Origin of the sequence: Pseudomonas versuta, from assembly GCF_001294575.1 — a bacterium.
Classification (GTDB): domain Bacteria; phylum Pseudomonadota; class Gammaproteobacteria; order Pseudomonadales; family Pseudomonadaceae; genus Aquipseudomonas; species Aquipseudomonas versuta.
Genome location: NZ_CP012676.1, coordinates 1,240,842 through 1,262,964, shown reverse-complemented (window position 1 = coordinate 1,262,964; position 22,123 = coordinate 1,240,842). Strand labels below are relative to the sequence as shown.

Genomic DNA, 22,123 nt, shown 5'->3' with positions numbered 1-22,123 from the left:
ATAATAAGAGACCACTAAACATCCCGAATCTTTATTAACAAGAATTTGTATGTAGGAAACTTCCGAAATTTTCAGCGACTCATCTAATTTCTACTTGATGAATAACGCTAACCAGTGATACCCCATGATCACTCAAGTAACTAACGGGTCTTTGAGCACAGGTCTACACGAAGCTCATCCAAGGGATTTGAAGATTGCCAGGCACACGCATGACTCTCACGGCTCAGCTCTTGCAGGAGCGGCGTACTTATATGAAGAGAAGTGGCCAAGGCAGAATCAACAATAGTCGAAAACCTGAGTAGGCCGGCACCCGGGATGATGCAAATAAATCTCCCGCTAATAGGGGGCGAATATTATGACAGCGGTAAAGCAGTGCCCCTCCTCGTGCAGGTGAACTTGCCATCCCAGCCTCTCACACAATTGTTGAACCAGTTCCAGGCCAAGGCCATAGCCGAAATCTGCGGAGTCATCCCCGGACCGTAAAACCCCTACGCGATTTATCACGCTCAGTTGCTGTGGCGTACACACAATTTCTATATAACCTTCATCAGCGTATTGCAGCACATTGCGCAACAGGTTGCCGAAAATAATGCGGCAAGCCTGGGCTGGCAATAAATACAGGGTTTCCTGGGCAGTGATCATCAGTTTGAGATTTCGGGAGCCAGCCAGGTACTCGTGATCTTCCATCAACTCCCCCAGCATCAAGCGTATATCAACAGTTTCTCTGGCCGGAGCGGCAGAATGTTCCTTGCTCATCCATAGCAGGGTTTCGGTGATGTTCTGCATGTTTTGCACCGATCGCTGCAGGCGTTGCAACGGTGGAGAGAGCTCACCGTTTAATGCCAGCAGTTGCAGGTTTGCTTTGGCAATGGCCAAAGGCGTGCGCAGTTCGTGGCTACTGTACCTGAGCAAACGCTCCTCTCGAAGGCTCGCGGCTTTGACCCGCTGCACACTGTCCGCAAGCGAGGAGGCAAGAATATTGAGCTCCCTGTAACTGAAATTGGGCCGCAGGCCTGGGTTTGCCCCAGGATTGCCCTGGGCGGTCGACCAGCGGGTCAAACGGTGCAGCGGATTGATTATCAGCCATACCAGGCCAACGATCACCAGCAACGCAGTGAGAGGTACTGACAGACCAACGGCGATTAGCCCGCGGATTTTTTTCTCGAAGTACTCTTCGGAGAGGCGGGGAACCTCTTCCCTGTCCTCGTCACGCAGGGTTTCAAACAGATAAAGCACTTTGCCATCATCCAGTGGTTGCATCTGCAGATAAACAGCGAAAGGCGCCTCGGGTGTATCTTCAAATATCTGCACCGTGCCGACTACCCGCGTAGGGGGTGACTCTAGAAGCAAACGCACATTTTCAGGTAATGATTGCTTGCCAATGACTCCGGTAAAAAAAGCAGTTTTGGGCAACGGGGTCAGCGGATCCTTTTCATATCGTTCAGAGAAATACAGGGCCTCCTCTTCCATGATGTAGCTGCCGATATAGTCCACTCCGTGCCCCGTGTAGGTCGACAATATCTGTACACAGACCACCAGTATCGCGCCAATCATCAGCCCGATACCTCCTCCCATCACGTACTTGAGGCTCAAGCCTTGTCGCATATCACCCCCAGTTTGAATCCCACACCTGCCAGCGTATGAATCAATGGCACCTTGAAGCCCTTGTCGACACTGCGCCGCAGGCGGCACATATGCACCTTCAAGCTATTGCTGTCCGGTGGATCATCACCCCAGATCGCCAATTCCAGGCGTTCACGGCTAACAGGCGCGGGGCTGGCGCGCATCAGGCATTCCAGAAGTTGCCAACTGGTTGGTGAAAGATGCAAAGGCTGGTTATCGCGTGAAACCTCCCGGCTGGCGGTGTTCAAGCACAGGTCTGCAACCTGCAGGAGACTGGCCTGACAACTGCGTCGCTGGCTCAATGCGCGAATACGAGCGACCAGTTCCTGCAGATCGAAGGGCTTGACCAGATAGTCGTCGGCACCTGACGCGAAGCCGTCAAGCTTGTCTTGCAAGGCATCCAGTGAGGTCAGCATGAGGATCGGAGTTTGTCCGCCATCTTCGCGCAAGGCGCGACAGACCTTCTGACCATGCATCCTGGGCAGCATCACATCAAGCAAGATGACATCGTAGCGCTGTGCGCGCGCCAGTTGCAGGCCGCTGACTCCGTCCCGGGCGTGGTCGCAAATAATGTTGCTGATATTCAGGTACTCGACGAGTGTAATTGCCAAGTCAATATTGTCTTCTACCAACAGTACGTTGATGTACATGCGTGTTTCCTTAAACCTTTAGCAGTTTGTTCACACCAGCATAAGGGGCATTAAGTGCATTTGTGCCAGCGTTAACCCGGCTGTAACCGCTGATCTTTTACTGTTCACTGCGTTCTCCCAAAAGAGAGGTCGAGATGAACAATGCTTCAGGCAACTGGATGGTACTGGCTTTCATTATTATAGGGCTAATGATCAGCCCTTTTTCTCGCGCTGACCCGCCGCAGTTGTGTACAGATGTTTGCACAGCTGAACAATCAGGCTGTATTGAAGATGTTTCGATGATCAACACCTGGTGGGCTACCGCCCCGGAACATGAATTAGACGTGGAACTAACTACAGGCAGTTTCATTGACAACCCGGTCGCCAAAACCTGGGTAGTCCAACTCTGTCCGGCTTTGGATAATCGGGTTCGATGAACGAAGGATAGTGCAGCGGCCAGTAAGTCCTGACCATTTGATCAACAAAACTTCACGACTAATATTCATTAGTTAAAAACGGTGAGCCCATGTATGTAAAAAACATTAAAAATCACTCGAGCATTATAACGCACTGCCTGTACTTCATTATCGCCATGAGTCTGGCTCTGGGCCTGTACTTTATTCAGTTCAACTCTCAAATTGACCATTTAAGGGCCCGCGTACAAGAGTGCGACTCGAGTGACGCTGCGCCTGTGCCCGCACCAATAAACCCGCAGCTGTATAACGACGAAGAATACTTTTTGCCGGACGGGCTGGAAAGTCAGGCGCCGATGTTCAGGCCGTACAAAACGGTACTGCAATCAGATGATCTGGATCAGCCCGAAGTAGCTCCCTCGCCTGAATTTCAGCTTTAAGGGAGGTGTCGGATGCTCAATCCGCTCTCAACTGAATGCCCCTGTGGCCCCGTGAAATTGATCGTCTCCATGCTTTGCCTGTACGCGTTGCCCATGACCTCTGCCGTTGGGCAGCAGCCCGATCAGGAAGCCCTTCGCCTGCAACAGCAACAGCAGCATGAGTTGCAGCAATTACAACGGGATCAGCGCCGGCGGCAAATTCAAAGAGGCGCTTCCGCGGCACAACCCGTAACGCCCGCACTGCCTGCGGACAGCCTCGAAGACGAACGTTGCTGGCCCTTGAGCGGTATACGCGTGGCCGGTGTCACCCGGTTCAACAACACCAGCCTGAACACGCTCATCGAGCCCTATGTAGCGCCGTGCATGAGCGTCAACCGGATCAACCGTCTGCTGGCCGGGATCACCCGTCTGTATGGAGATAAAGGCTATATAGCCAGTCGTCCTTACCTGATCAGCACCCCGGTCGCGGGACACACGCTGGATATTCACGTTGAAGAAGGCTACCTCGAAGCCATCGAGCTGGCCGACCAAAGCCTGGCGCTGTCGCTACGCGGGGCGTTTCCAGGGATGCTCGGCGAACCGCTGAACTTGCGGGACCTGGAACAGGGCCTGGACCAGCTCAATCGCCTGAGTTCGGTGGACCTCACCGCCGACATTGCCCCTGGCAGTGCGCCTGGTGCCTCACGGATCATTCTGCGTTCGCGCAGCAACGCCCCGCGCTGGGGGCTGGGGCTAGGGGTCGACAACCTGGGAAGTGCCGCACCCGGGCGTGACCGCAACACCATCAGCTTGAGCCTGGACAACCCGTTGCAGCTCATCGACTCGTTAAACCTGAGCTTCAGCGATACCCTCAACCACGGCCCGCGCTACAGCCGCAGCCACAGTCTTTTCTATTCAGTCCCCTATGGTTACTGGACCTACAGCCTGTTTGCCAGCCATGCCGAATATCGTTCAGCGTTCAAACTCAGCAACACCACGCTCTACAACAGCGGCCGTACCGATCAGGTCAGCTTGCGTACCGACCGGGTGCTATGGCGCGACCAGGGGCATCAACTGAGCGCCAACCTGCAACTGGCCTACAAAGACGTCGATAGCTATCTGCAAAAGGTTCGCCTGGGGATTCAGAGCCCGACCCTGACCGTGGCCGAGGCCGGGGTGAATCTATTCTGGCTCAACAAGGCGGTATGGAACCTGGAGGTCAATTATGCCCGCGGGCTGACCTGGTTCGGCGCCGATCGCGATGCAGATCAGTTACAGAAAAACCTGCCCCGTGCGCAATTTCAAAGGTACCGGGCCAACCTTACCCAATGGCGCAACGGGCAGGTTCAGGGGCAACCGTGGCAGTGGCAGAGCCAGGTATCAATGCAATACAGCCCGGATACGTTACCCGCCCTGGAACAACTGCTGGGCACCGATGACTCTGCGGTGCGCGGCTATCGCGAAAACATCGCCTCCGGCGCCATCGGTATGGCGTGGCGCAACACCTTACGCCTGCCACTCAACAGCGACCTGCCGTTCAGGGTCACCCCGCGCCTGGGGCTTGATAACGGCTGGATCAAACGCGAGCACGGCGCCAGCAGCCAACGCCTGAGCAGCGCCAGTGCCGGAATCAACCTGCACTGGAAAAACCTGCAGCTCGACTTCGATTACCAGCGCAACCTCAACACGCCCGCAGGTTTTACCCGGGAACCTGAAGTCTGGCTGACGCGCCTGAGCTTGCAGATATGAGCCTGCAGACAAGACACACATCTGATTAGCCTGAAATAACCGCAGCACCCGACCGGCGAAGCAGCGCTGCAAAGAACAGCGTACTTCGCGGATCAGCCAACCCAGAGCGAGACTATTGATGACAAATCATACCCACCTCTTTCACCTGTCTGCACGGGGCAAACTACGCTGGGCCATAGCCAGCCTGCCCCTGCTCCCTCAACTGGTTCTGGCCGCAGGCCTTACTGTCGTTGAAGGGCCTGGCGGAACCCCTCAATTACAAAATCAGGCCGGCGTGCCTATCCTCAATATCGTCGCGCCCAACGCTGGCGGTCTGTCCCATAACCAGTTTCTCGACTACAACGTCGACCGCCAGGGCGTGGTATTGAACAACGCCTTGCAGGACGGCCAGTCCCAGCTTGCCGGGCATCTGGCGGCCAACCCGCAACTGCGGGGCCATGCGGCCAGCGTCATCCTCAACGAAGTAGTCAGCCGCAACGCTTCGACTCTGAACGGCGCCCAGGAAATTTTTGGCCGGGCAGCAGATTACGTGCTGGCCAATCCGAACGGCATCTCCGTCAATGGCGCCAGCTTCATCAACACCCCCAACGCCAACCTGGTGGTAGGTCGTGCCGAGCTCGACAACGGCAAGTTGCAAGCCTTGAACACCGGCATTGCCGACGGCCAGTTGACGGTGCAAGAACAAGGCCTGAAAAACCTCGACGGCTCGCTCAGCCTGATTGCACCGCGCATCGACAGCAACGGCCGTCTGATCGCCCGTGATCAATTGAACCTGATCGCCGGCCGTAATCAGGTCGACTCAGCCAGCGCCCGGGTGCTGCGCACACAGCCTGCCGGCAACACCCGGGACCAACGTATAGACGCCAGCCTTTTTGGTGCAATGCAGGCCGGAAGGATCAACATTGTCAGCACCGCCGAAGGGGCGGGTGTGCGCGTAGGGGCCGTGCAAATAGAGGGCCGCGACGGCGTGAAGATCAGCTCGGCCGGCAGCCTCGATATAAGCGGCCAGGTACACGCTAACAGCCACGAAACCACGCGTGCCGGCCTGAAGAGCCGTCAGGGCGATGTCGACGTACACAGCGCCGGGGACTTGAACCTGGCGGCCACCGATGTCCAGGGGCGCAACGTCAAACTCGACGCTAGCCGCAACCTGACCCTGAGCAGCCTGCAAAGCCAAAAACTTGAGGAAAAACGCGATAAGTGGAACAAGGCCAATCACCTTTTTACTTACGAGACCCATGACGCCACCATCACCGACAAAGACTCGCGTGAGCACGGCAACAAAATCGTCGCCCTGCAAAATGCTGCATTGTCTTCCGGTGCCAACACCCGGATCGAGGCCAGCAGCATTGATGCCGGTGATAGCCTGCGCGTCGACAGCGGCGCTGACTTGCACCTGAGCGCCGCCACCCAGACCCATGAACGGCATGATAAGGGCAAACACCGCAAGCACTTGTGGAACGCCAATTGGGACAAGTCCAGCAGCGAGCAAAGCAGTGTCACCAGTCTCCTCAAGGCCGGTAAAAACCTTGAACTGAGCAGCCAGAAAACACTGCAACTGCAAGGGGCCGAGCTGAAAACTGCGGGGGATATTCAACTGACCGCGCGGCAAGTGGAAATTACCAGCGCCAGTCGCACCGAGAGCAGTCGCGACAACACCTATGCCGGCGACCTCGTGGGTGGCAGTTTCTTTGGCACCAAGGGCGACGGAGACAAGGGCAAGACCTTGAATACCGGCAGCAAGGTCAACGCGGGCGGCAAGCTGATCGTCAGGGCCGATCAAGTGCATATCAGTGGCAGCCAGGCCCGTGGGGGTACGCAGGCCAGCGTTATCAGCGACAAAGGTTCGCTGGTGATCGACGGCGTGCGCGACACCACCCACGATAATCGCTACAACAAGGACAGCAAGTTCTTCGGTTTCTCCAGCCATGAAAACCGCAAGAACCTCAAGGACAGCAACATCGTCGCCAGCGATCTGCGCTCGGACAGCAATCTGGTACTACAAAGCGCCAAAGATATCGAAGTCAGCGGTTCACGGGTATCTGCCGCAAGTGGGCTGAAGGTTGACGCCAAGGGCGATATCAACATCGCTTCAGCACAAAACACCTCGCAAGACGCCAACAGCAACCACACTCGCGAAATTGATGGCCATGCCGGGGAAACTGCCGACGGCAGCCGTCAGTATCGTGCTGGGGTGCGGTATGAAGACCGGAAGAACACCGCCAGCACCGACACTACGCGACAGCAAGCCTCCAGTCTTAGCGGCGGCACCCTGACCGTTGCGGCAGGCGCTGACTTGAACGTCAAGGGTTCCGAACTCAAGGCCACACGGGGCGATGCAACCTTGAATGGCAAAAACATCAACCTGCTGGCGACACAAGACACTCATCGTACTGCAGCCGGACAGACCACGACCGCAGGCGGCGTCTACTACACCGGCGGCCTCGACAAGGCCGGCAGTGGTGCAGAGATCAGCCATCAGAGCACGCACGACACCAGCAACAAAACTACCGTGCAAAGCAGCAACCTGGCGGCGGCCGGCAACCTGACCATCAATACCGGCACCCTCACCACCCAGGGCTCCCGGGTCGAAGCCGATGCCCAGTTAGAGGTCAACGCCGCCCGGGTCGATAACCAGGCAGCGCATAACAGCGAAACCTCCACCCTCAAGAAGAACAGCTGGAGCGCCGATGCCGGCGCCAGTATCGAATACAAGGGCATTTCCCGGCCCGTCGAAAAAGCTCTCAAGGACACCCCCCAGACCAAGTTTCATCAGCCAATGCTGGTGGATGCACTCGAGCAGCCCAATCTGGGGTTGATGTTGAAGCAAACCATGCCCGACAAAACCGCACTCAAACGGACAACACGGCGGTGGTCAGTCAATTGAGGGGCAGCACGGTGCAAGTCAATGTGGCAGGCACGCTCAAGGATGAGGGCACTCAATATCGTGCCACTGATGGCGGTTTGAAGATCAATGCCGGTAGCCACAATGCCACGGCCGCGGCCAATGACCACAGTCGCAGCGAGCAAGGACTGGACGCCAAGGCGGGGCTACGGGTCTACACCAACACCAGCCAGGACCTGAACCTGCGTGGCAGCGGCGCAGGCGGCAGCAGCGATGTGCGGGAATCGACACGTACGGCCGTGGTTGCCGGCTATAACGGTGCACAGGGCGTCACCATCGAGGTCAAGGGTGATGCCAGCCACCAGGGTAGCCAGTTCCAGGGCAACCAGGCCGGGGTCGACCTCAAGGCAGGCGGCAAGCTGGCGCTCAATCAGAGCAACGATACCCGGAGTAAAACCGACACATCCCTGCGCGGCAACGCGTCATTGACCCTGGGCACAACACCGGGCACCAACGGCACTGGCGCCAACCTCGGTGCCAGCGCGCAGCTGGACCACAAACGGCTGGCTACCGAGGACAGTCAGGCCCGCGTTGCGACCATTGAGGGTAAGGGCACTGTCCGGCTCGCCAGCGGCGCCGACCTGACCCTGCAAGGCACGCGGATTGGCAGCAGCAGCGAAAAAACCGGCGATATCAGCCTCAACGCCGGTGGCAAGCTGGACCTGCAAGCCGCGACCGGGAGCCACATCAGCGATGGCAACAACCTGGGCGGCGGCGTGAGCGCCGGTGCCACCAAGGCCGGCAGCGCCGAAAGCAGCAGCAAGACCGGCAGCCTGAGCGCCAACGTCAATATCGGCAAAGTCGCGGAAAATGACCGCAGCGTCAGCGTCGGGCAGTTGCACAGCAACGCCAGGGTCACCCTCGCCAGTGGCGCCGGCACTGGCGACGCCATACATCTGCAAGGCACTCAAGTCGCGGCTGGCAGCGTCAGTCTGGATGCAGGAAAAGGCGGCATCCTGCAAGAGTCCGCGCAATCAACCCAGGCTCACAACAGCTGGGGCCTGACGCTCGGCGCAGGGGGGACAGGCGGCAAAACCACCCTAGCCAGCGCCAGCGAACAGGACACGTCCAATCACGGCATCAATGCCCGGGCCAGGGTCAGCGTTGATCACCAGCAAGGCACCACTCAGCACCACAGCCTGATCAAGGCCGACAACGTGGTGATCACCAGTGCTGGCGATACCCGGCTGGCCGGGGCAAGGATCGAAGCAGGCAAGGTGCAGGGCAAGATTGGCGGGGACCTGGTGGTCGAGAGCCGCAAGGATCAGGTCAACAGCACCCAAGTCACCGTCGATACCAGGCTGGATGCCGAGAAAAACCAGCCTGGCGCGGTCAACAAAGTGGCCGAGGCCACTGGCCCGCTCAAGGACAAGGTGCAAGCCAAGGCAGAAGGTGCATTCGAGAACAACCGCGAAAAAATAGAAAACACCGTCAACAACTATGCTGGCGGCGGCAAGCTCAGCCCTGGCCCGGCCGTGGCCAATGCTGCACAAAGCCTATTGTTCGGCGACAAGAGCGGTAACACCGTCTACACCCCGACCCTGAATCTGGATGTCAGCCATATCGTCAAAGACAACGCTTCTCAAGCTTCGGGTATCAGCAGCATCGAGGGTGTCAATTTGCAGGTTCAGGGCGGTACTCAGCTGACGGGGGCACGCATCAGTGCCACCGGGGGGAAAGTTGATCTGGGTGGTTCAGCCGTCACTGCAACGGCTCTGGCCGGCAGCGACTATCGCGCCGATGTGGGCCTGAACCTTTCGAAATCGCCAGTCAATCTGATTGTGGACTCCCAAAACGAACTTTCCGACAAAAAGGACGATGCAACACGCAAGGATCAAGTCTTCAACCTGGGCCCGTTGCGGGTTGGCGGGCACAGTGACCGCCAGGAATTGCAGGCGGGTATCGAGACACGTTAGAGGGCCCCAGTGAACAGAGCCCCCGCATAAATGCCATGCGGGGGCTCAGGGGTAAAATGCTTATCGCATTGTTGTAGGAGCGAGCTTGCTCGCGAGCTTTTTACCTGGAACAGCTCGCGAGCAAGCTCGCTCCTGCAGGGTCGGGCTTACGTCGGCTGCAAAAACAAAACCCCTAACGGCGGCAGATTCAACGCCACCGAAACCCCTTGGCCATGACTTGGCACATCCTGAGTCATGACCCCACCACCATTGCCATAGTTGGAACCCGCATAGGTCCCGGCATCACTGTTGAGTACTTCTTGCCAGTTGCCGGCAAACGGCACCCCGATGCGATAACCGGGATGGGGCACAGGGGTAAAGTTCGCTACCACCAACAGTGGTTTACCCGCCTTGCTCCAGCGCAACCAGGCATAGACACTGTTGCTCGCATCGTCCCCGATCAACCATTGAAAGCCTTGCGCCACATCATCTTGATCATGCAGCGCCGGTTCTTCGCGGTACAGGCGGTTCAAATCGCCCACCAGCTTCTGTACCCCCTGGTGCTCCGGGTATTGCAACAGGTACCAGTCCAGTTGCTGATCGTGATTCCACTCACGCCATTGCCCGAATTCACAGCCCATGAACAACAACTTCTTGCCCGGATGCGCCCACATAAAACTCAGATAGGCCCGCAGGTTGGCGAACTTTTGCCAGCGATCACCCGGCATCTTGTCGATCAGCGAATGTTTGCCGTGCACCACTTCATCGTGGGAAATCGGCAAGATAAAACGCTCGCTCCAGGCGTACACCAGACCAAAGCTCAACTCGTTGTGATGATGGGCGCGGTACAACGGGTCTTGCTGGATGTAATGCAACGAATCATGCATCCAGCCCATGTTCCACTTGTAGGAAAACCCCAGACCGCCCTGCCCGGTACTCTGGCTGACACCGGGCCACGCCGTTGACTCTTCGGCAATCATCAGCGCGCCGGGAGCTTCCAGGGCCACCACATCATTGAGATGGCGCAAGAACTCAATGGCTTCAAGGTTTTCACGGCCCCCATGAATGTTGGGCACCCACTCGCCCGCTTTGCGCGAGTAATCGCGGTACAACATCGAGGCCACCGCATCCACCCGCAGGCCGTCGATATGAAAATGCTTGAGCCAGTGCAACGCCGAGGCCAGCATGAAGCCGTGTACTTCAGTGCGGCCCAGGTTGTAAATCAGCGTGTTCCAGTCCTGGTGATAACCTTCCAGCGGGTTGGCATATTCATACAGCGCCGTGCCGTCAAATTGCGCCAGGCCGTGGGCATCGTTCGGAAAATGCGCGGGCACCCAGTCCAGAATCACCCCGATCCCGGCCACATGGCAGGCATTGACGAAGGCTGCGAAATCATCCGGCGAACCGTAGCGCGCGCTCGGCGCAAACTGGGATAACGGTTGATAACCCCACGAGCCGCCAAACGGGTGCTCCATGATCGGCATCAGTTCGATATGGGTAAAACCCAGTTGCTGCACGTAAGGAATCAAGCGTACTGCCAGTTCGTGCCAGTTGTACTGGCGAGCGACCTCCCCTGCATCGTCCACTTCGCACTGCCATGAACCGGCATGCAATTCGTAGATCGACAACGGCGCATCGGGCTTGTGATGTTCTGAGCGGCCCTGCATCCAGGCCGAGTCCTGCCACTCCACCTGCAGCGGCGAGGCCACTCTGGAAGCCGTATCGGGCGGCAACTGGGTTGCCAGCGCCACCGGATCGGCCTTGAGCGGCAAGATGCCATTGGCCCCGAGTATTTCGTACTTGTAGGCTTCACCTGCCTCAAGACGCGGGATAAACAACTCCCAGACCCCGCTTGGATGGCGCAGACGCATGGGGTGCCTGCGGCCATCCCAGACATTGAAATCTCCTACCACCGAAACCCGCCGGGCATTGGGGGCCCACACCGCAAAACGCACGCCGGGTACGCCATCGACGCTCATGAGCTGGGCACCGAAACAGCTGCTCAAGTCGCGATGATTACCCTCTGCAAACAGATACAGGTCCATTTCCCCCAGCAAAGGACCAAAACTGTAAGGATCTTCGCTGGTCTGCTCGCCGCCGGCCCAGTTGATGCGCAACCGATAGCCGCAGGCATCGGCAAAACGGGCCGCAAACAGGCCCGGGACTTCGGTGCTGTCCAGAGTGCCGATGACGTCATCCGAGTCGCGGGCCACTACCTTGACGCTCAGGGCGCCGGGCAAAAACGCCCGTATCACCTGCCCGCCTGCTCCATCCGGATGCGGGCCCAGCACCGCAAACGGGTCCCGGTGCCGGGCATTAATCAGCGCCTCGATATCTTCACGCGGGGGCAACAGAGCAGTTTTCTCCGGGCCTGGAACCTTGCTTGAACTCATCACTTCTCTCCATCCGGTAAAGGCTTGGCCGTGCTTGGCAAGTGGGTGAGCAAATCGCTTAAGCCCTGCAAGGGAACACGCAACCAGGCAGGCCGATTTGCTGCTTCATAGATAACTTCATAAGCCGCCTTTTCCAGACTGAACAACGCCAGCGCAGCATCCTCGCCTGTGGCCGTTTTCCAGTTATGTTCAAGGCTAGCTGTTGCCAGCCGATATGCATCGACCAACGCCCTGCGAGCCTCTTGTATATAGCGTTCAACCACCCGTTGCCGGGCATCGGCGGCCTGATCCGAATGGTCCGACTGTTGCACGTTGCTGACCGCCATGGCCGCGGCGTAATCGAAAGAGCGCAACACACCGCTCAAGTCTTTATAGGGGCTGTGCTTGCTGCGCCGGGCTGACAGCGAGCGCGCCGGCTCACCTTCAAAGTCGATGAAGTAAGCATCGCCCTTGACCACCAGCACCTGCCCCAGATGCAAGTCACCATGCACCCTGATCTTCAATCCTCCCAGGGTTTTTTTGGCCAGTTGCTGCACATGGGCGCTAATCGCACTGTGTTGGGCGATCAGATTCTTGACCTGTTTCTGTTCGCGCTCAGCAAGCGCCGGCAGATGCTGCTTGAGCAGTGTCAAGGCGTGCTTGAGTTGCCCATTGATATGACTTGCCCACTGCCGGGTGTCCGCCTCGGATGTGGTCTGAGGGGCAAAGTCCGGGTTGTTGCTCGCTTGCGCCAGCACCACATGCATCTCGCCCAGACGCTGGCCGAGCAGACCGGCGAAATCTGCCAGCTCACCCAGGGCGTTGTAATGCTGTTCGTGCTCGGACATGGCGTCGGCCATTTCGTCACGAATGGCCCGCTCCAGGTTGTTTTGGGTCCAGGTCCAGGCATCGCCCTGATTGCTCAGATAGCCCTGGGCAATCATCAGCAAGGTCTCTTCACCCCCGGTTTCATGGCGCACCACCGCGCCGAGCAACGGAGAAATATGCTGAAATCCGGCTTCGGTCAGATAGGCGCCCAGTTCCAGCTCCGGATGCTGACCACTGCTGATTTTGCGGATCAGTTTGAGCACCATGGCGCCGCCGATCACCACCGAGCTGTTGGATTGCTCGGCCGTGAGGTAACGCACCTCACTCTGTTCGTCCAGCCCCAGGGCCGCCAGCTGAGGGGTCGCCGTGAAGCTGATATCCCCCGCGCTGCTGCTGATTGTCTGGCCGTTTTGCATGCCCGCCAGTACGGCACGCACAAAGGCTTCAAGACCGAAAGCATCGGTCATGAAACCGACCTGAGGGCCACGCCGCAGTCGCGACAGCACCGACTGCTGAGCCAGTGCGCTGCCGGCCTGATCCTCGCCCAATACCCCAAGGGGCACTTGATAACTGTGCTGTTCGCCACCGCTGGTGACTTGCACCTCGGTCAGCAACATGGGGTCTCGGGCATCACCGAAACGCGTGCCGTGGAGGATGCTGATCTGCTCGATCGGTGCATCCTTTTGCCCGAACCAGCGCCGCTTGGGCAACCAGGCGGGCAAGATCACGTTTTCCAGAGTGGTGCGTGCCGGGGCATCGAGTAACTCTTCAAGGCGTTGCTTGAGCACCAGGGTCAGCAGTTCAGGCAGGCTTTGCGCCGGTTCTGCGTGCCAGCTCGGCATCTGATTCTCGCTGGCCAGCAAAAACCAGTAAAAACCGTACGGCGCCAGGGTCAGCATGAAATCCAGCTGGCCAATGGGCGGAAAGGCGTTGCCGCCCAGCATCTCGACCGGTACCCGCCCGGCAAACTCCGACAGTTCCAGCTCTGCCGCCTGGGCACTGCGTGACACGTTCGCCACACACAGGATGGTTTCATTCCTGCCGTCGCCATCGGTGTATTCGCGGATGTACGCCAGAATCCGCCGATTGCTCGGCGACAGCATTTTCAGGCTGCCGCGGCCAAAGGCTTTTTGCTGCTGACGCACCGCGAGCAGACGCCGGGTCCAATTGAGCAATGAGTGCGGATCGCCGGCTTGCGCTTCAACGTTCACCGACTGATAGCCATACAGCGGGTCCATGATCGGCGGCAATACCAGGCTCGCCGGGTTGGCCCGCGAAAACCCGCCATTACGGTCAATCGACCACTGCATCGGCGTGCGCACCCCGTCCCGGTCGCCGAGGTAAATATTGTCCCCCATGCCGATTTCATCGCCGTAATACAGGGTCGGGGTACCGGGCATCGACAGCAACAGGCTGTTGAGCAGCTCGATTCGCCGGCGGTCACGCTCCATCAACGGCGCCAGGCGCCGACGAATCCCCAGGTTGATCCGCGCCCGCTTATCGGCGGCATAGTAGTTCCACAGGTAATCGCGCTCCTTGTCAGTGACCATTTCCAGGGTCAGCTCATCATGGTTGCGCAGGAAAATCGCCCATTGGCAATTGGCCGGGATTTCCGGGGTCTGGCGCAGAATGTCGGTGATCGGAAAGCGGTCTTCCTGGGCCAGCGCCATGTACATGCGCGGCATCAGCGGAAAGTGAAAGGCCATATGGCATTCGTCGCCATTGATGCCATCACTGTCGCCAAAATACTGCTGGGTGTCTTCCGGCCATTGATTGGCCTCTGCCAGCAGCATGCGGTCGGGGTAATGGGCATCGATTTCAGCGCGGATCTGCTTGAGGATCTGATGGGTTTCGGGAAGGTTCTCGTTGTTGGTGCCGTCGCGCTCGATCAAATACGGGATGGCATCCAGGCGCAGGCCGTCAATGCCCATGTCCAGCCAGTAGCGCATCACGGCCAGCACTTCTTTCATCACCTGCGGGTTATCGAAATTCAGGTCCGGCTGGTGGGAATAAAAGCGGTGCCAGAAGTACTGCCCGGCGACCGGGTCCCAGGTCCAGTTCGAGGTTTCGGTGTCGAGAAAAATGATCCGGGTGCCGTCATACTTTTCATCGGTATCCGACCACACGTAGTAATCCCGCGCCTTGGAGCCGGGCTTGGCGCGGCGGGCCTTTTGGAACCACGGGTGTTGATCCGAAGTGTGGTTGATCACCAGTTCAGTGATGACCCGCAGACCGCGCTTGTGGGCCTCGGCGATAAACCGTTTGACGTCGGCCAGGGTGCCGTAGTCCGGATGCACGCCACGATAATCGGCGATGTCATAGCCATCATCACGACGGGGCGAGGGATAAAACGGCAATAGCCACAGGGTATTGACCCCAAGCTCCGCGATGTAATCCAGCTTGCTGATCAGGCCGGGAAAGTCGCCGATTCCATCGTTATTGGAGTCGAAAAACGATTTGATGTGCACTTGATAGATCACCGCGTCCTTGTACCAGAGCGGGTCTTTGATAAAGCTGGCCGAAGCGGGTTTCTTTGCCATAAGGAAAATACCTGCTGGTTGCCCGGAGCCGACAAAGCCCCCTGGCAATAGGTGCTTAAAGGGGTTTGATGCGCCAGATGCCGAACGGCTGTTGCCAGGGCTCGATGCGCATCCATTGGGTTTTGCCATACCAGGTCCAGCGGTGGCCGTTCATCAGGTCTTCCCCCGAGGTCCAGGCATCATCAGCCAGGCCCATTTCCCACAAGGGCAGCTCGAAATGAGCCTCTTGGGCGTTATGCGGGTCGAGACTGATCGCCACCAGTACAAAATTGCTGCCGTCGGCGCTGCGTTTGCCGAAATACAGGATGTTGTCATTCCAGGCGTTGTACAGCGTGAAGCCCAGGTGGCTATGCAGGGCCGGGTTCTGACGCCGGATGCGATTGAGCTGGGCAATCTCGGCCACGATATTGCCCGGCGCGCTGAAATCACGGGGGCGAATCTGGTACTTCTCCGAATCCAGGTACTCCTCTTTCCCCGCCACCGCCGCCGACTCACAAAGTTCAAAGCCGCTGTACATGCCCCACAAGCCCGAGCCCATGGTTGCCAGCGCCGCCCTGATCAAAAAGCCGGGGCGCCCCGAGTCATGCAAGAAGCCGGGGTTGATATCCGGGGTATTGACGAAGAAGTTAGGGCGAAAGCACTCACGCAACGGGCTTTCATTCAGCTCTGTGAAATACGCTGCCAGCTCGGCTTTGGTGTTGCGCCACGTGAAATAGGTATAGCTCTGGGTGTAACCGACCTTGCCCAGGCGCGCCATCATGGCCGGGGTGGTGAATGCCTCGGCGAGGAACATCACCTGCGGATGCAGGGCGCGCACCTCTGCGATCAACCACTGCCAGAACGGCAGGGGTTTGGTGTGCGGGTTGTCGACGCGGAAGATCTTGACCCCCTCATCGACCCAACCCAGCACGATGTCACGCAACTCCAGCCACAGACCGGGAATCGCATCCGGGGCATAAAAATCGACATTGACGATGTCCTGATACTTTTTCGGCGGGTTTTCGGCGTAACGAATGGTGCCATCGGGGCGCCAGTTGAACCAGCCGGGATGCTGTTTGAGCCAAGGGTGGTCCTGGGAGCACTGAATGGCAAAATCCAGAGCGATTTCCAGACCATGGTCCGCGGCAGCAGCGACCAGGCGCCGGAAGTCATCACGGGTGCCCAGCTGCGGGTGGATGGCGTCATGCCCCCCCTCCTCGCTGCCAATCGCATAAGGGCTGCCCGGATCATCCGGCCCGGCCTGCAATGAATTGTTGGGGCCTTTGCGATGACGGCGGCCAATGGGGTGGATCGGCGGGAAGTACAGAACGTCAAAGCCCATGTCGTGAATCATCGGCAAGCGCTGGTGCACATCATTGAAGGTGCCGTGGCGAGCCGGGTCATCGGTGACCGAACGCGGGAACAGCTCGTACCAGCTGGCAAACTGCGCCAGCTGACGCTCAACCTCTACCGGGTACTCGGGGCTAAGGCTCAAATAAGCGTGGTTTTGTGCCTCGGCCATCAACTGCGCACTATGTTCGTGCATAAACAGCGCCACCTGCTCAGTCTCCAGCAGTCCTGACAATTGCCCGAGCAATGCCTGCAGCTGTTCATGCAGTTCGCCCTGGCTGCGTTCAATGGCGTGCTGCACCAGGATGCGGCCTTCCTGCAACTCCAGGCTGACGGCAATGCCCGCCTGATGTTTTTTCTCCAGCTCATGGCAAAAGCTGGCATAGCGATCAATCCAGGCCTCAATGCAAAACACATAGCGCCCCACTTCGGGCACCGGGAACTGTGCGCTCCAGCTGTCATTGCCCAGAAACTGCATAGGCGTTGCCGACCAGTCCCCGGAACTGGCCCGACGCCAGTGCAACACGACTGCCAGCCGGTCGTGACCGTCGACAAACACTTTACTGCGCACATCGACCTGCTGCCCCGCAGTAGCCTTGACCGCGAACTCACCGTTTTCGAGCACCGGGGACGTGGATTCAATAGCAATACGCGGCAACAGCAACGCCTGCGACAACGGCAAATTCGCAGTGGAATCAGGGTCTTGCGGGAAATCAGCAGTCATCGAGCAGCACTCCTCACGCCCGCAGACGTTCATGTGTGGTCGTAGCAAAGCCATTCCCGGCATCGGTCACCGGGCACCTGGTTGGGAGCGGGGGAAAGAATTAAAAGTTCAGACTAATTACCGATACTCCGTTGGTCATTGGCCGGGGAACCGAGCGGCCTTCAGTGAGGTCGACCGGCTGTAACCCTTCCCATGCAGCAATGAGGCCATGTCCATGAATATCCCCATTCCCGCAGAAACCCCCGATCCCAATATTGACGATCCCGTATTACCACCCGGTGATACCGAGCCGGTTCCGGAAGAGGATCCGCCGGTCAAGGACCCCAACCCGATTGGTGATCCACCTTGCGAAGATGCACCGATGAAAATCTGATGCCAGTCTTGAGCGCTGTCCAACCTGCGTAGTCGCTGACAAGGAACGAAGGCTGCGATCGGGCGCGAAGCGGCCGTAAAACCGGGCTCTGGATATGACTGATACCACGCGGTGCTGAAGTCAGGGTGGTTGCTACTGACTAAACGGCGGTTGCGGTTGCTGCTTAACAGCTCGCAGCCTTCGTTCCTCGTCAGCGACTACCCGCGCGCAGCGCGCAGCCAATGACCGCCAATCCATTCAATCGAACCCGGCCGGTTTTCCACGCACTAACGTTTAACCCCCCATAAAAGGACCACGTTCATGACTATCACAATCGATGCCGACAAAAGCTGCTGGTATGAATCACCCGAAGGCGCGGAGCACTCCCCGGCCGAGCGGGTAGAAGTCATTACAGACCACGCCTCGAGAATGTGCATGGCGCTGATGAATGGCCTGCGCATCGCCATCACCTCAGACGAGGCCGAAGCCCTGGTCGCGGCGGGCGCCAAGGACAGCCGCGAGTTGCTGCGAGCGGGGGGGAGTGAGTCAATTATCTGAAGGGCTTGGACTGATGAGCCGCAAGCCTGGGCTCAACTTCGGTGATTCGGTGATTTAATTGACCTCAGTCAGCACTCACCGCCCGGACCTGGGTTAAAGGCATCAAGGGCTTGCTGCACATGGCCGCGACCCGGGTGCAGCAAGTTGTCGCAGGCGGCTCCTGAAACGCATCTGATCCGGTTTTTAATCAAATGACTGAGTCTGTTATGCAAACAGTTCGCAGGGGATAGTGCTCAGGCCTGATGGAGGCTGATGAGCGAAAGACCATGAGCGAACAAATTCCCGTCCAGATACTTGAAACATTCGAGGCTTCGCGACCCAGAGCCGCAAAAAACAAAAGCCGCTCCAGTGACAACATAATCCACACCCGCAGCTTTACCGGCCTGTTCCGGACCCTGCGCATCGTCGGCGCAGGCGTTCTGTTTTTGCTGTTCTTTGGCACGGTCTGGCTCAATTGGGACGGTCGTCAGGCGGTCCTGTGGGACTTGTCTGAAAGCAAGTTCCACATTTTCGGGGCGACCTTCTGGCCGCAGGATTTCATCCTGTTGTCGGCGCTGCTGATCATTGCCGCCTTCGGCCTGTTTGCGATCACGGTCTTTGCGGGCCGGGTGTGGTGTGGCTACACCTGCCCGCAAAGCACCTGGACCTGGCTGTTTATGTGGTGCGAGAAGATCACCGAAGGTGACAGGAACCAGCGCATAAAACTGCAAGCCGCGCCCTGGCGCCTGAACAAGATCGTGCGCCGCACCGCCAAGCACGCGCTGTGGATGGCAATCAGCGTAATGACAGCGCTGACCTTTGTCGGTTACTTCACCCCGATCCGGCCGCTGGCCACAGAATTGCTGACCCTGGAAATGGCAGGCGTCAGTCTGTTCTGGGTGCTGTTTTTCACCGGCGCCACCTATATCAACGCCGGCTGGCTGCGCGAGGCGGTGTGCATGCACATGTGTCCCTATGCGCGATTCCAGAGCGTGATGTTCGACAAAGACACCCTTGCCATCTCGTATGACGTGGCCCGTGGCGAAAACCGCGGCCCGCGCAAACGCGGAGTCGACCCGGCCCAGGCTGGCCTGGGGGATTGCATCGACTGCCAGATGTGCGTGCAGGTCTGCCCCACCGGCATCGACATCCGCGATGGCCTGCAGATGGAGTGCATCGGCTGCGCCGCCTGTATCGACGCCTGCGATACGGTAATGGACAAAATGGGCTATGCCCGCGGGCTGGTGCGCTACACCTCCGAACACGAGTTGCAGGGCGGCACAACTCACCTGCTGCGCCCGCGACTGATCGGCTACGCAGTGGTGCTGGTGCTGATGATCGGGGCTCTGGTGGTCGCGCTTGACCAGCGCTCGATGGTGTCACTGGATGTGATCAAGGACCGGGGCCTGTTTCGCGAAAACAGTCAGGGCCAGATAGAGAACATCTACAGCCTTAAAATCATCAACAAGACCCAGGCGCCGCAGCATTACCGGGTGTCCTTGCAAGACAACGAAGATTTCCGCTTGCAGGGCAAGACCGAGCTGACCCTGGCCCCCGGCGAAATCGTCGATGTGCCGGTATCGGTCGCGCTATTGGCCGAGCGCCCGAAAAGCAGTTCGCAAACCATCGGGTTTGTGGTCACCGACACAGATCAACCGAGCGTGCGCAGTGTGGCCAAGAGCCGTTTTGTAGCGCCATTGAATCGATAAACGATAAATCCCTGTGGCCGCGGGCGTGCTCGCGATAGCATCACCCCGGTCAATCAGACTGACCGGAGTGAGCCATCGCGAGCGAGCCCGCTCCTACAGCAATAGCCGGGCCTTATTAATGAAACGCTACGAAAAATTCGCCGACGATATTGCTGAACTGATTCGCAGCGGAGTGCTCGGCCCCGGCCAGCGCGTGCCTTCGGTACGTTATGCCAGCCAGACCTACGGGGTTAGCCCCTCCACCGTGTTTCAGGCCTATTACCTGCTCGAACGCCGCGGCCTGATCCGCGCCAAGCCGCGCTCCGGCTACTTCGTCAACGTGCATGCGCCGAGTCCGTTTTGCGAGCCGGTGTTCAGTAGCCATGTGACCGAATCCACCGAAGTGGATGTCAGCGCCCTGGTGTTCTCGGTACTGGACTCGATGAAAGACCCGCACACCGTGCCCTTCGGTTCGGCGTTCCCCAGCCCGACCTTATTCCCGCTGCAACGACTGGCCCGTTCCATGGCCACCGCCAGCCGCGAAATGGACCCGCGCATGGTGGTCACCGACATGTCGCCGGGCAACCCGCAGCTGCGTCGGCAAATTGCCCTGAGGTACATGGTCGGCGGGCTGATGCTGCCCATGGAAGAACTGCTGATCACCAATGGCGCCCTGGAAGCCTTGAACCTGTGCCTGCAAGCCGTCACCGAGCCCGGCGACCTGGTGGCCATCGAGGCCCCGGCGTTCTATGCCTGCCTGCAAGTACTGGAGCGGCTCAAACTCAAAGCCGTGGAAATCCCGGTCCACCCGCGAGACGGCATCGACCTGGGGGTGCTGGCACAAACCCTGGAGCGCCATCCGATCAAGGCGGTGTGGTGCATGACCAGCTTTCAGAACCCGATTGGCGCGACCATGCCCGAGGCCAAAAAACAGGCGCTGGTCGAACTGTTGCGCAGCCACCAGGTGCCAATGATTGAAGACGATGTCTACGCCGAGCTGTATTACGGCCAGCATGCGCCAAAACCGGCGAAAGCCTTTGATAGCGAAGGGCTGGTGATGCATTGCGGCTCGTTTGCCAAAAGCCTGGCCCCGGGCTATCGCATTGGCTGGGTGGCGGCGGGTCGCTACGCGCAGAAAATCGAGCGTCTCAAACTGATGACCTCGCTGTGCGCCTCGATGCCGGCCCAGGCGGCGATTGCCGACTACCTGCAGCACGGCGGCTACGATCGCCACCTGCGCAAACTGCGCTATGCCCTGGAAGAACAACAGAGTGCGATGCTGGCGGCGATAGCCCGCTACTTCCCGGCCCAAACCCGAGTCAGCCAGCCGTCGGGCGGGTATTTTTTGTGGCTGGAACTGCCCGAGCAAATGGACTCACTCAAGTTATTCCAGATGGCCCTGGCCCAAGGCATCAGCATTGCCCCGGGCCCGATCTTCTCGGCCACCCAGCGTTTTCGCAACTGCATCCGCCTGAACTACGGCAGCCCGTGGGACGAAGCCAGTGAAAAGGCCATGGAAACCCTGGGCAAGATCGTCCGCTCGTTCTAACACCTGCAGGAGCGAGCGTCTCGGCGCAACTCGCAACAGCTCGCGAGCAAGCTCGCTCCTACAGAGGCAGTGGTTCCGGGGGATCTCAACCCGGCATGCAGTTGAAGTCCGCGGTGTGGGCCACTTCCTTGCCGTGGGAGTCCACCAGCGTCGCGCTGATTTCCGGCCCCAGGCTCGACTCGATCAGCTCGTAGCGCTCTCCGGCCTTGAATTGCTTGTAATTGACCTTGCCCTGGCAATCGACCTGGTTTTCATCACCGGTGGCACCCTCAAACAAGGTCACGTCCAGCCGGTGAGCACCGGGGGTCACTTCAAAGTAACGACCATCATTGATGTTCTTGCCGTCTACCCGCTCGGCCATCAGGTCACTGCTGCCCTCTTCCTTAAGACCGATCCAGGCTTGGCCCGGGTCTTGTTTGGGCATCGGTCCGGCACAGGCTGACAGCAACAACACCAGGCTCAGGGACGGAATCAGCAAAAGCGGTTTAAGAGTCATCGCAAGTACGCCTCGCACAGAGTTCAAAAAGATACGACAGGCTGACCCGTCGAACAGGCCTCAAGCTTGCGACCC

Annotated in this window: 13 protein-coding genes and 1 pseudogene; 8 read left to right on the top strand and 6 right to left on the bottom strand. The window is 58.6% G+C overall.

The features are described from left to right. Nucleotides 1-336: 336 nt before the first annotated feature. The gene (locus AOC04_RS05730; protein WP_157883474.1) at nt 337-1,494 is read right to left on the bottom strand and encodes a sensor histidine kinase; all 1,158 of its coding nucleotides are present in this window, start codon (nt 1,492-1,494) and stop codon (nt 337-339) included. A gap of 95 nt (nt 1,495-1,589) precedes the next feature. After that, nucleotides 1,590-2,273 (bottom strand): response regulator transcription factor, encoded by a 684-nt coding sequence (locus AOC04_RS05725; protein WP_060691550.1) that lies wholly within the window; start codon nt 2,271-2,273, stop codon nt 1,590-1,592. A gap of 134 nt (nt 2,274-2,407) precedes the next feature. Here AOC04_RS05725 and AOC04_RS23735 point away from each other — a divergent pair, with 134 nt between their 5' ends. From AOC04_RS23735 to AOC04_RS05710, 4 genes and pseudogenes are all read left to right on the top strand, one after another. After that, entirely contained in the window at nt 2,408-2,689 is a 282-nt protein-coding gene (locus AOC04_RS23735) for a hypothetical protein (protein ID WP_125878550.1), read from the top strand. Nucleotides 2,690-2,778: 89 nt separating this feature from the next. Continuing rightward, nucleotides 2,779-3,105 (top strand): hypothetical protein, encoded by a 327-nt coding sequence (locus AOC04_RS05720; protein WP_060691549.1) that lies wholly within the window; start codon nt 2,779-2,781, stop codon nt 3,103-3,105. A 12-nt stretch (nt 3,106-3,117) separates the two neighbouring features. Beyond that, nucleotides 3,118-4,833, top strand: coding sequence for a ShlB/FhaC/HecB family hemolysin secretion/activation protein (locus AOC04_RS05715; protein ID WP_082363654.1), 1,716 nt, complete (start codon nt 3,118-3,120; stop codon nt 4,831-4,833). A gap of 118 nt (nt 4,834-4,951) precedes the next feature. Next, nucleotides 4,952-9,654 (top strand): annotated as a pseudogene (locus AOC04_RS05710) (hemagglutinin repeat-containing protein). A gap of 146 nt (nt 9,655-9,800) precedes the next feature. On the opposite strand, the gene glgB reads toward AOC04_RS05710, so the two are convergent. From glgB to AOC04_RS05695, 3 genes are read right to left on the bottom strand one after another with little or no spacing between them, the layout of a single operon-like run. Then, nucleotides 9,801-12,026 (bottom strand): 1,4-alpha-glucan branching protein GlgB, encoded by a 2,226-nt coding sequence (glgB, locus tag AOC04_RS05705; protein WP_060691548.1) that lies wholly within the window; start codon nt 12,024-12,026, stop codon nt 9,801-9,803. Further along, nucleotides 12,026-15,373 carry a maltose alpha-D-glucosyltransferase gene (gene treS, locus AOC04_RS05700; RefSeq protein ID WP_060691547.1) on the bottom strand — a complete coding sequence of 1,116 codons (3,348 nt, stop codon included), beginning with the start codon at nt 15,371-15,373 and terminating at the stop codon, nt 12,026-12,028. Before treS ends, glgB begins: the two co-directional genes overlap by 1 nt. Nucleotides 15,374-15,428: 55 nt before the next feature. Beyond that, on the bottom strand, nt 15,429-17,426 hold the full coding sequence (locus tag AOC04_RS05695; RefSeq protein WP_060691546.1) for an alpha-1,4-glucan--maltose-1-phosphate maltosyltransferase: 1,998 nt from the start codon (nt 17,424-17,426) through the stop codon (nt 15,429-15,431). Between the two features lie 214 nt (nt 17,427-17,640). Here AOC04_RS05695 and AOC04_RS23920 point away from each other — a divergent pair, with 214 nt between their 5' ends. The 4 genes from AOC04_RS23920 (at nt 17,641) to mapR (ending at nt 21,552) form a co-directional block, all read left to right on the top strand. After that, on the top strand, nt 17,641-17,799 hold the full coding sequence (locus AOC04_RS23920) for a hypothetical protein (protein ID WP_167344878.1): 159 nt from the start codon (nt 17,641-17,643) through the stop codon (nt 17,797-17,799). A gap of 300 nt (nt 17,800-18,099) precedes the next feature. After that, nucleotides 18,100-18,336 (top strand): DUF3203 family protein, encoded by a 237-nt coding sequence (locus tag AOC04_RS05690; RefSeq protein WP_060691545.1) that lies wholly within the window; start codon nt 18,100-18,102, stop codon nt 18,334-18,336. Between the two features lie 266 nt (nt 18,337-18,602). Further along, the gene (ccoG, locus tag AOC04_RS05685) at nt 18,603-20,024 is read left to right on the top strand and encodes a cytochrome c oxidase accessory protein CcoG (RefSeq protein WP_060691544.1); all 1,422 of its coding nucleotides are present in this window, start codon (nt 18,603-18,605) and stop codon (nt 20,022-20,024) included. A gap of 118 nt (nt 20,025-20,142) precedes the next feature. Next, nucleotides 20,143-21,552, top strand: a complete 1,410-nt coding sequence (mapR, locus tag AOC04_RS05680; protein ID WP_060691543.1) for a GntR family transcriptional regulator MpaR — start codon at nt 20,143-20,145, stop codon at nt 21,550-21,552. Nucleotides 21,553-21,637: 85 nt separating this feature from the next. Here mapR and AOC04_RS05675 read toward each other — a convergent pair whose 3' ends face one another. Continuing rightward, nucleotides 21,638-22,048 carry a PA0061/PA0062 family lipoprotein gene (locus tag AOC04_RS05675; RefSeq protein WP_060691542.1) on the bottom strand — a complete coding sequence of 137 codons (411 nt, stop codon included), beginning with the start codon at nt 22,046-22,048 and terminating at the stop codon, nt 21,638-21,640. Nucleotides 22,049-22,123: the final 75 nt, after the last annotated feature.

Coding starts and splice junctions, on each gene's coding strand:
- AOC04_RS05725 (WP_060691550.1), bottom strand. CDS start 2,273: ATGTACATCAACGTACTGTTGGTAGAAGACAATATTGACTTGGCAATT.
- AOC04_RS23735 (WP_125878550.1), top strand. CDS start 2,408: ATGAACAATGCTTCAGGCAACTGGATGGTACTGGCTTTCATTATTATA.
- AOC04_RS05720 (WP_060691549.1), top strand. CDS start 2,779: ATGTATGTAAAAAACATTAAAAATCACTCGAGCATTATAACGCACTGC.
- AOC04_RS05715 (WP_082363654.1), top strand. CDS start 3,118: ATGCTCAATCCGCTCTCAACTGAATGCCCCTGTGGCCCCGTGAAATTG.
- glgB (WP_060691548.1), bottom strand. CDS start 12,026: ATGAGTTCAAGCAAGGTTCCAGGCCCGGAGAAAACTGCTCTGTTGCCC.
- treS (WP_060691547.1), bottom strand. CDS start 15,373: ATGGCAAAGAAACCCGCTTCGGCCAGCTTTATCAAAGACCCGCTCTGG.
- AOC04_RS05695 (WP_060691546.1), bottom strand. CDS start 17,426: ATGACTGCTGATTTCCCGCAAGACCCTGATTCCACTGCGAATTTGCCG.
- AOC04_RS23920 (WP_167344878.1), top strand. CDS start 17,641: ATGAATATCCCCATTCCCGCAGAAACCCCCGATCCCAATATTGACGAT.
- AOC04_RS05690 (WP_060691545.1), top strand. CDS start 18,100: ATGACTATCACAATCGATGCCGACAAAAGCTGCTGGTATGAATCACCC.
- ccoG (WP_060691544.1), top strand. CDS start 18,603: ATGAGCGAACAAATTCCCGTCCAGATACTTGAAACATTCGAGGCTTCG.
- mapR (WP_060691543.1), top strand. CDS start 20,143: ATGAAACGCTACGAAAAATTCGCCGACGATATTGCTGAACTGATTCGC.
- AOC04_RS05675 (WP_060691542.1), bottom strand. CDS start 22,048: ATGACTCTTAAACCGCTTTTGCTGATTCCGTCCCTGAGCCTGGTGTTG.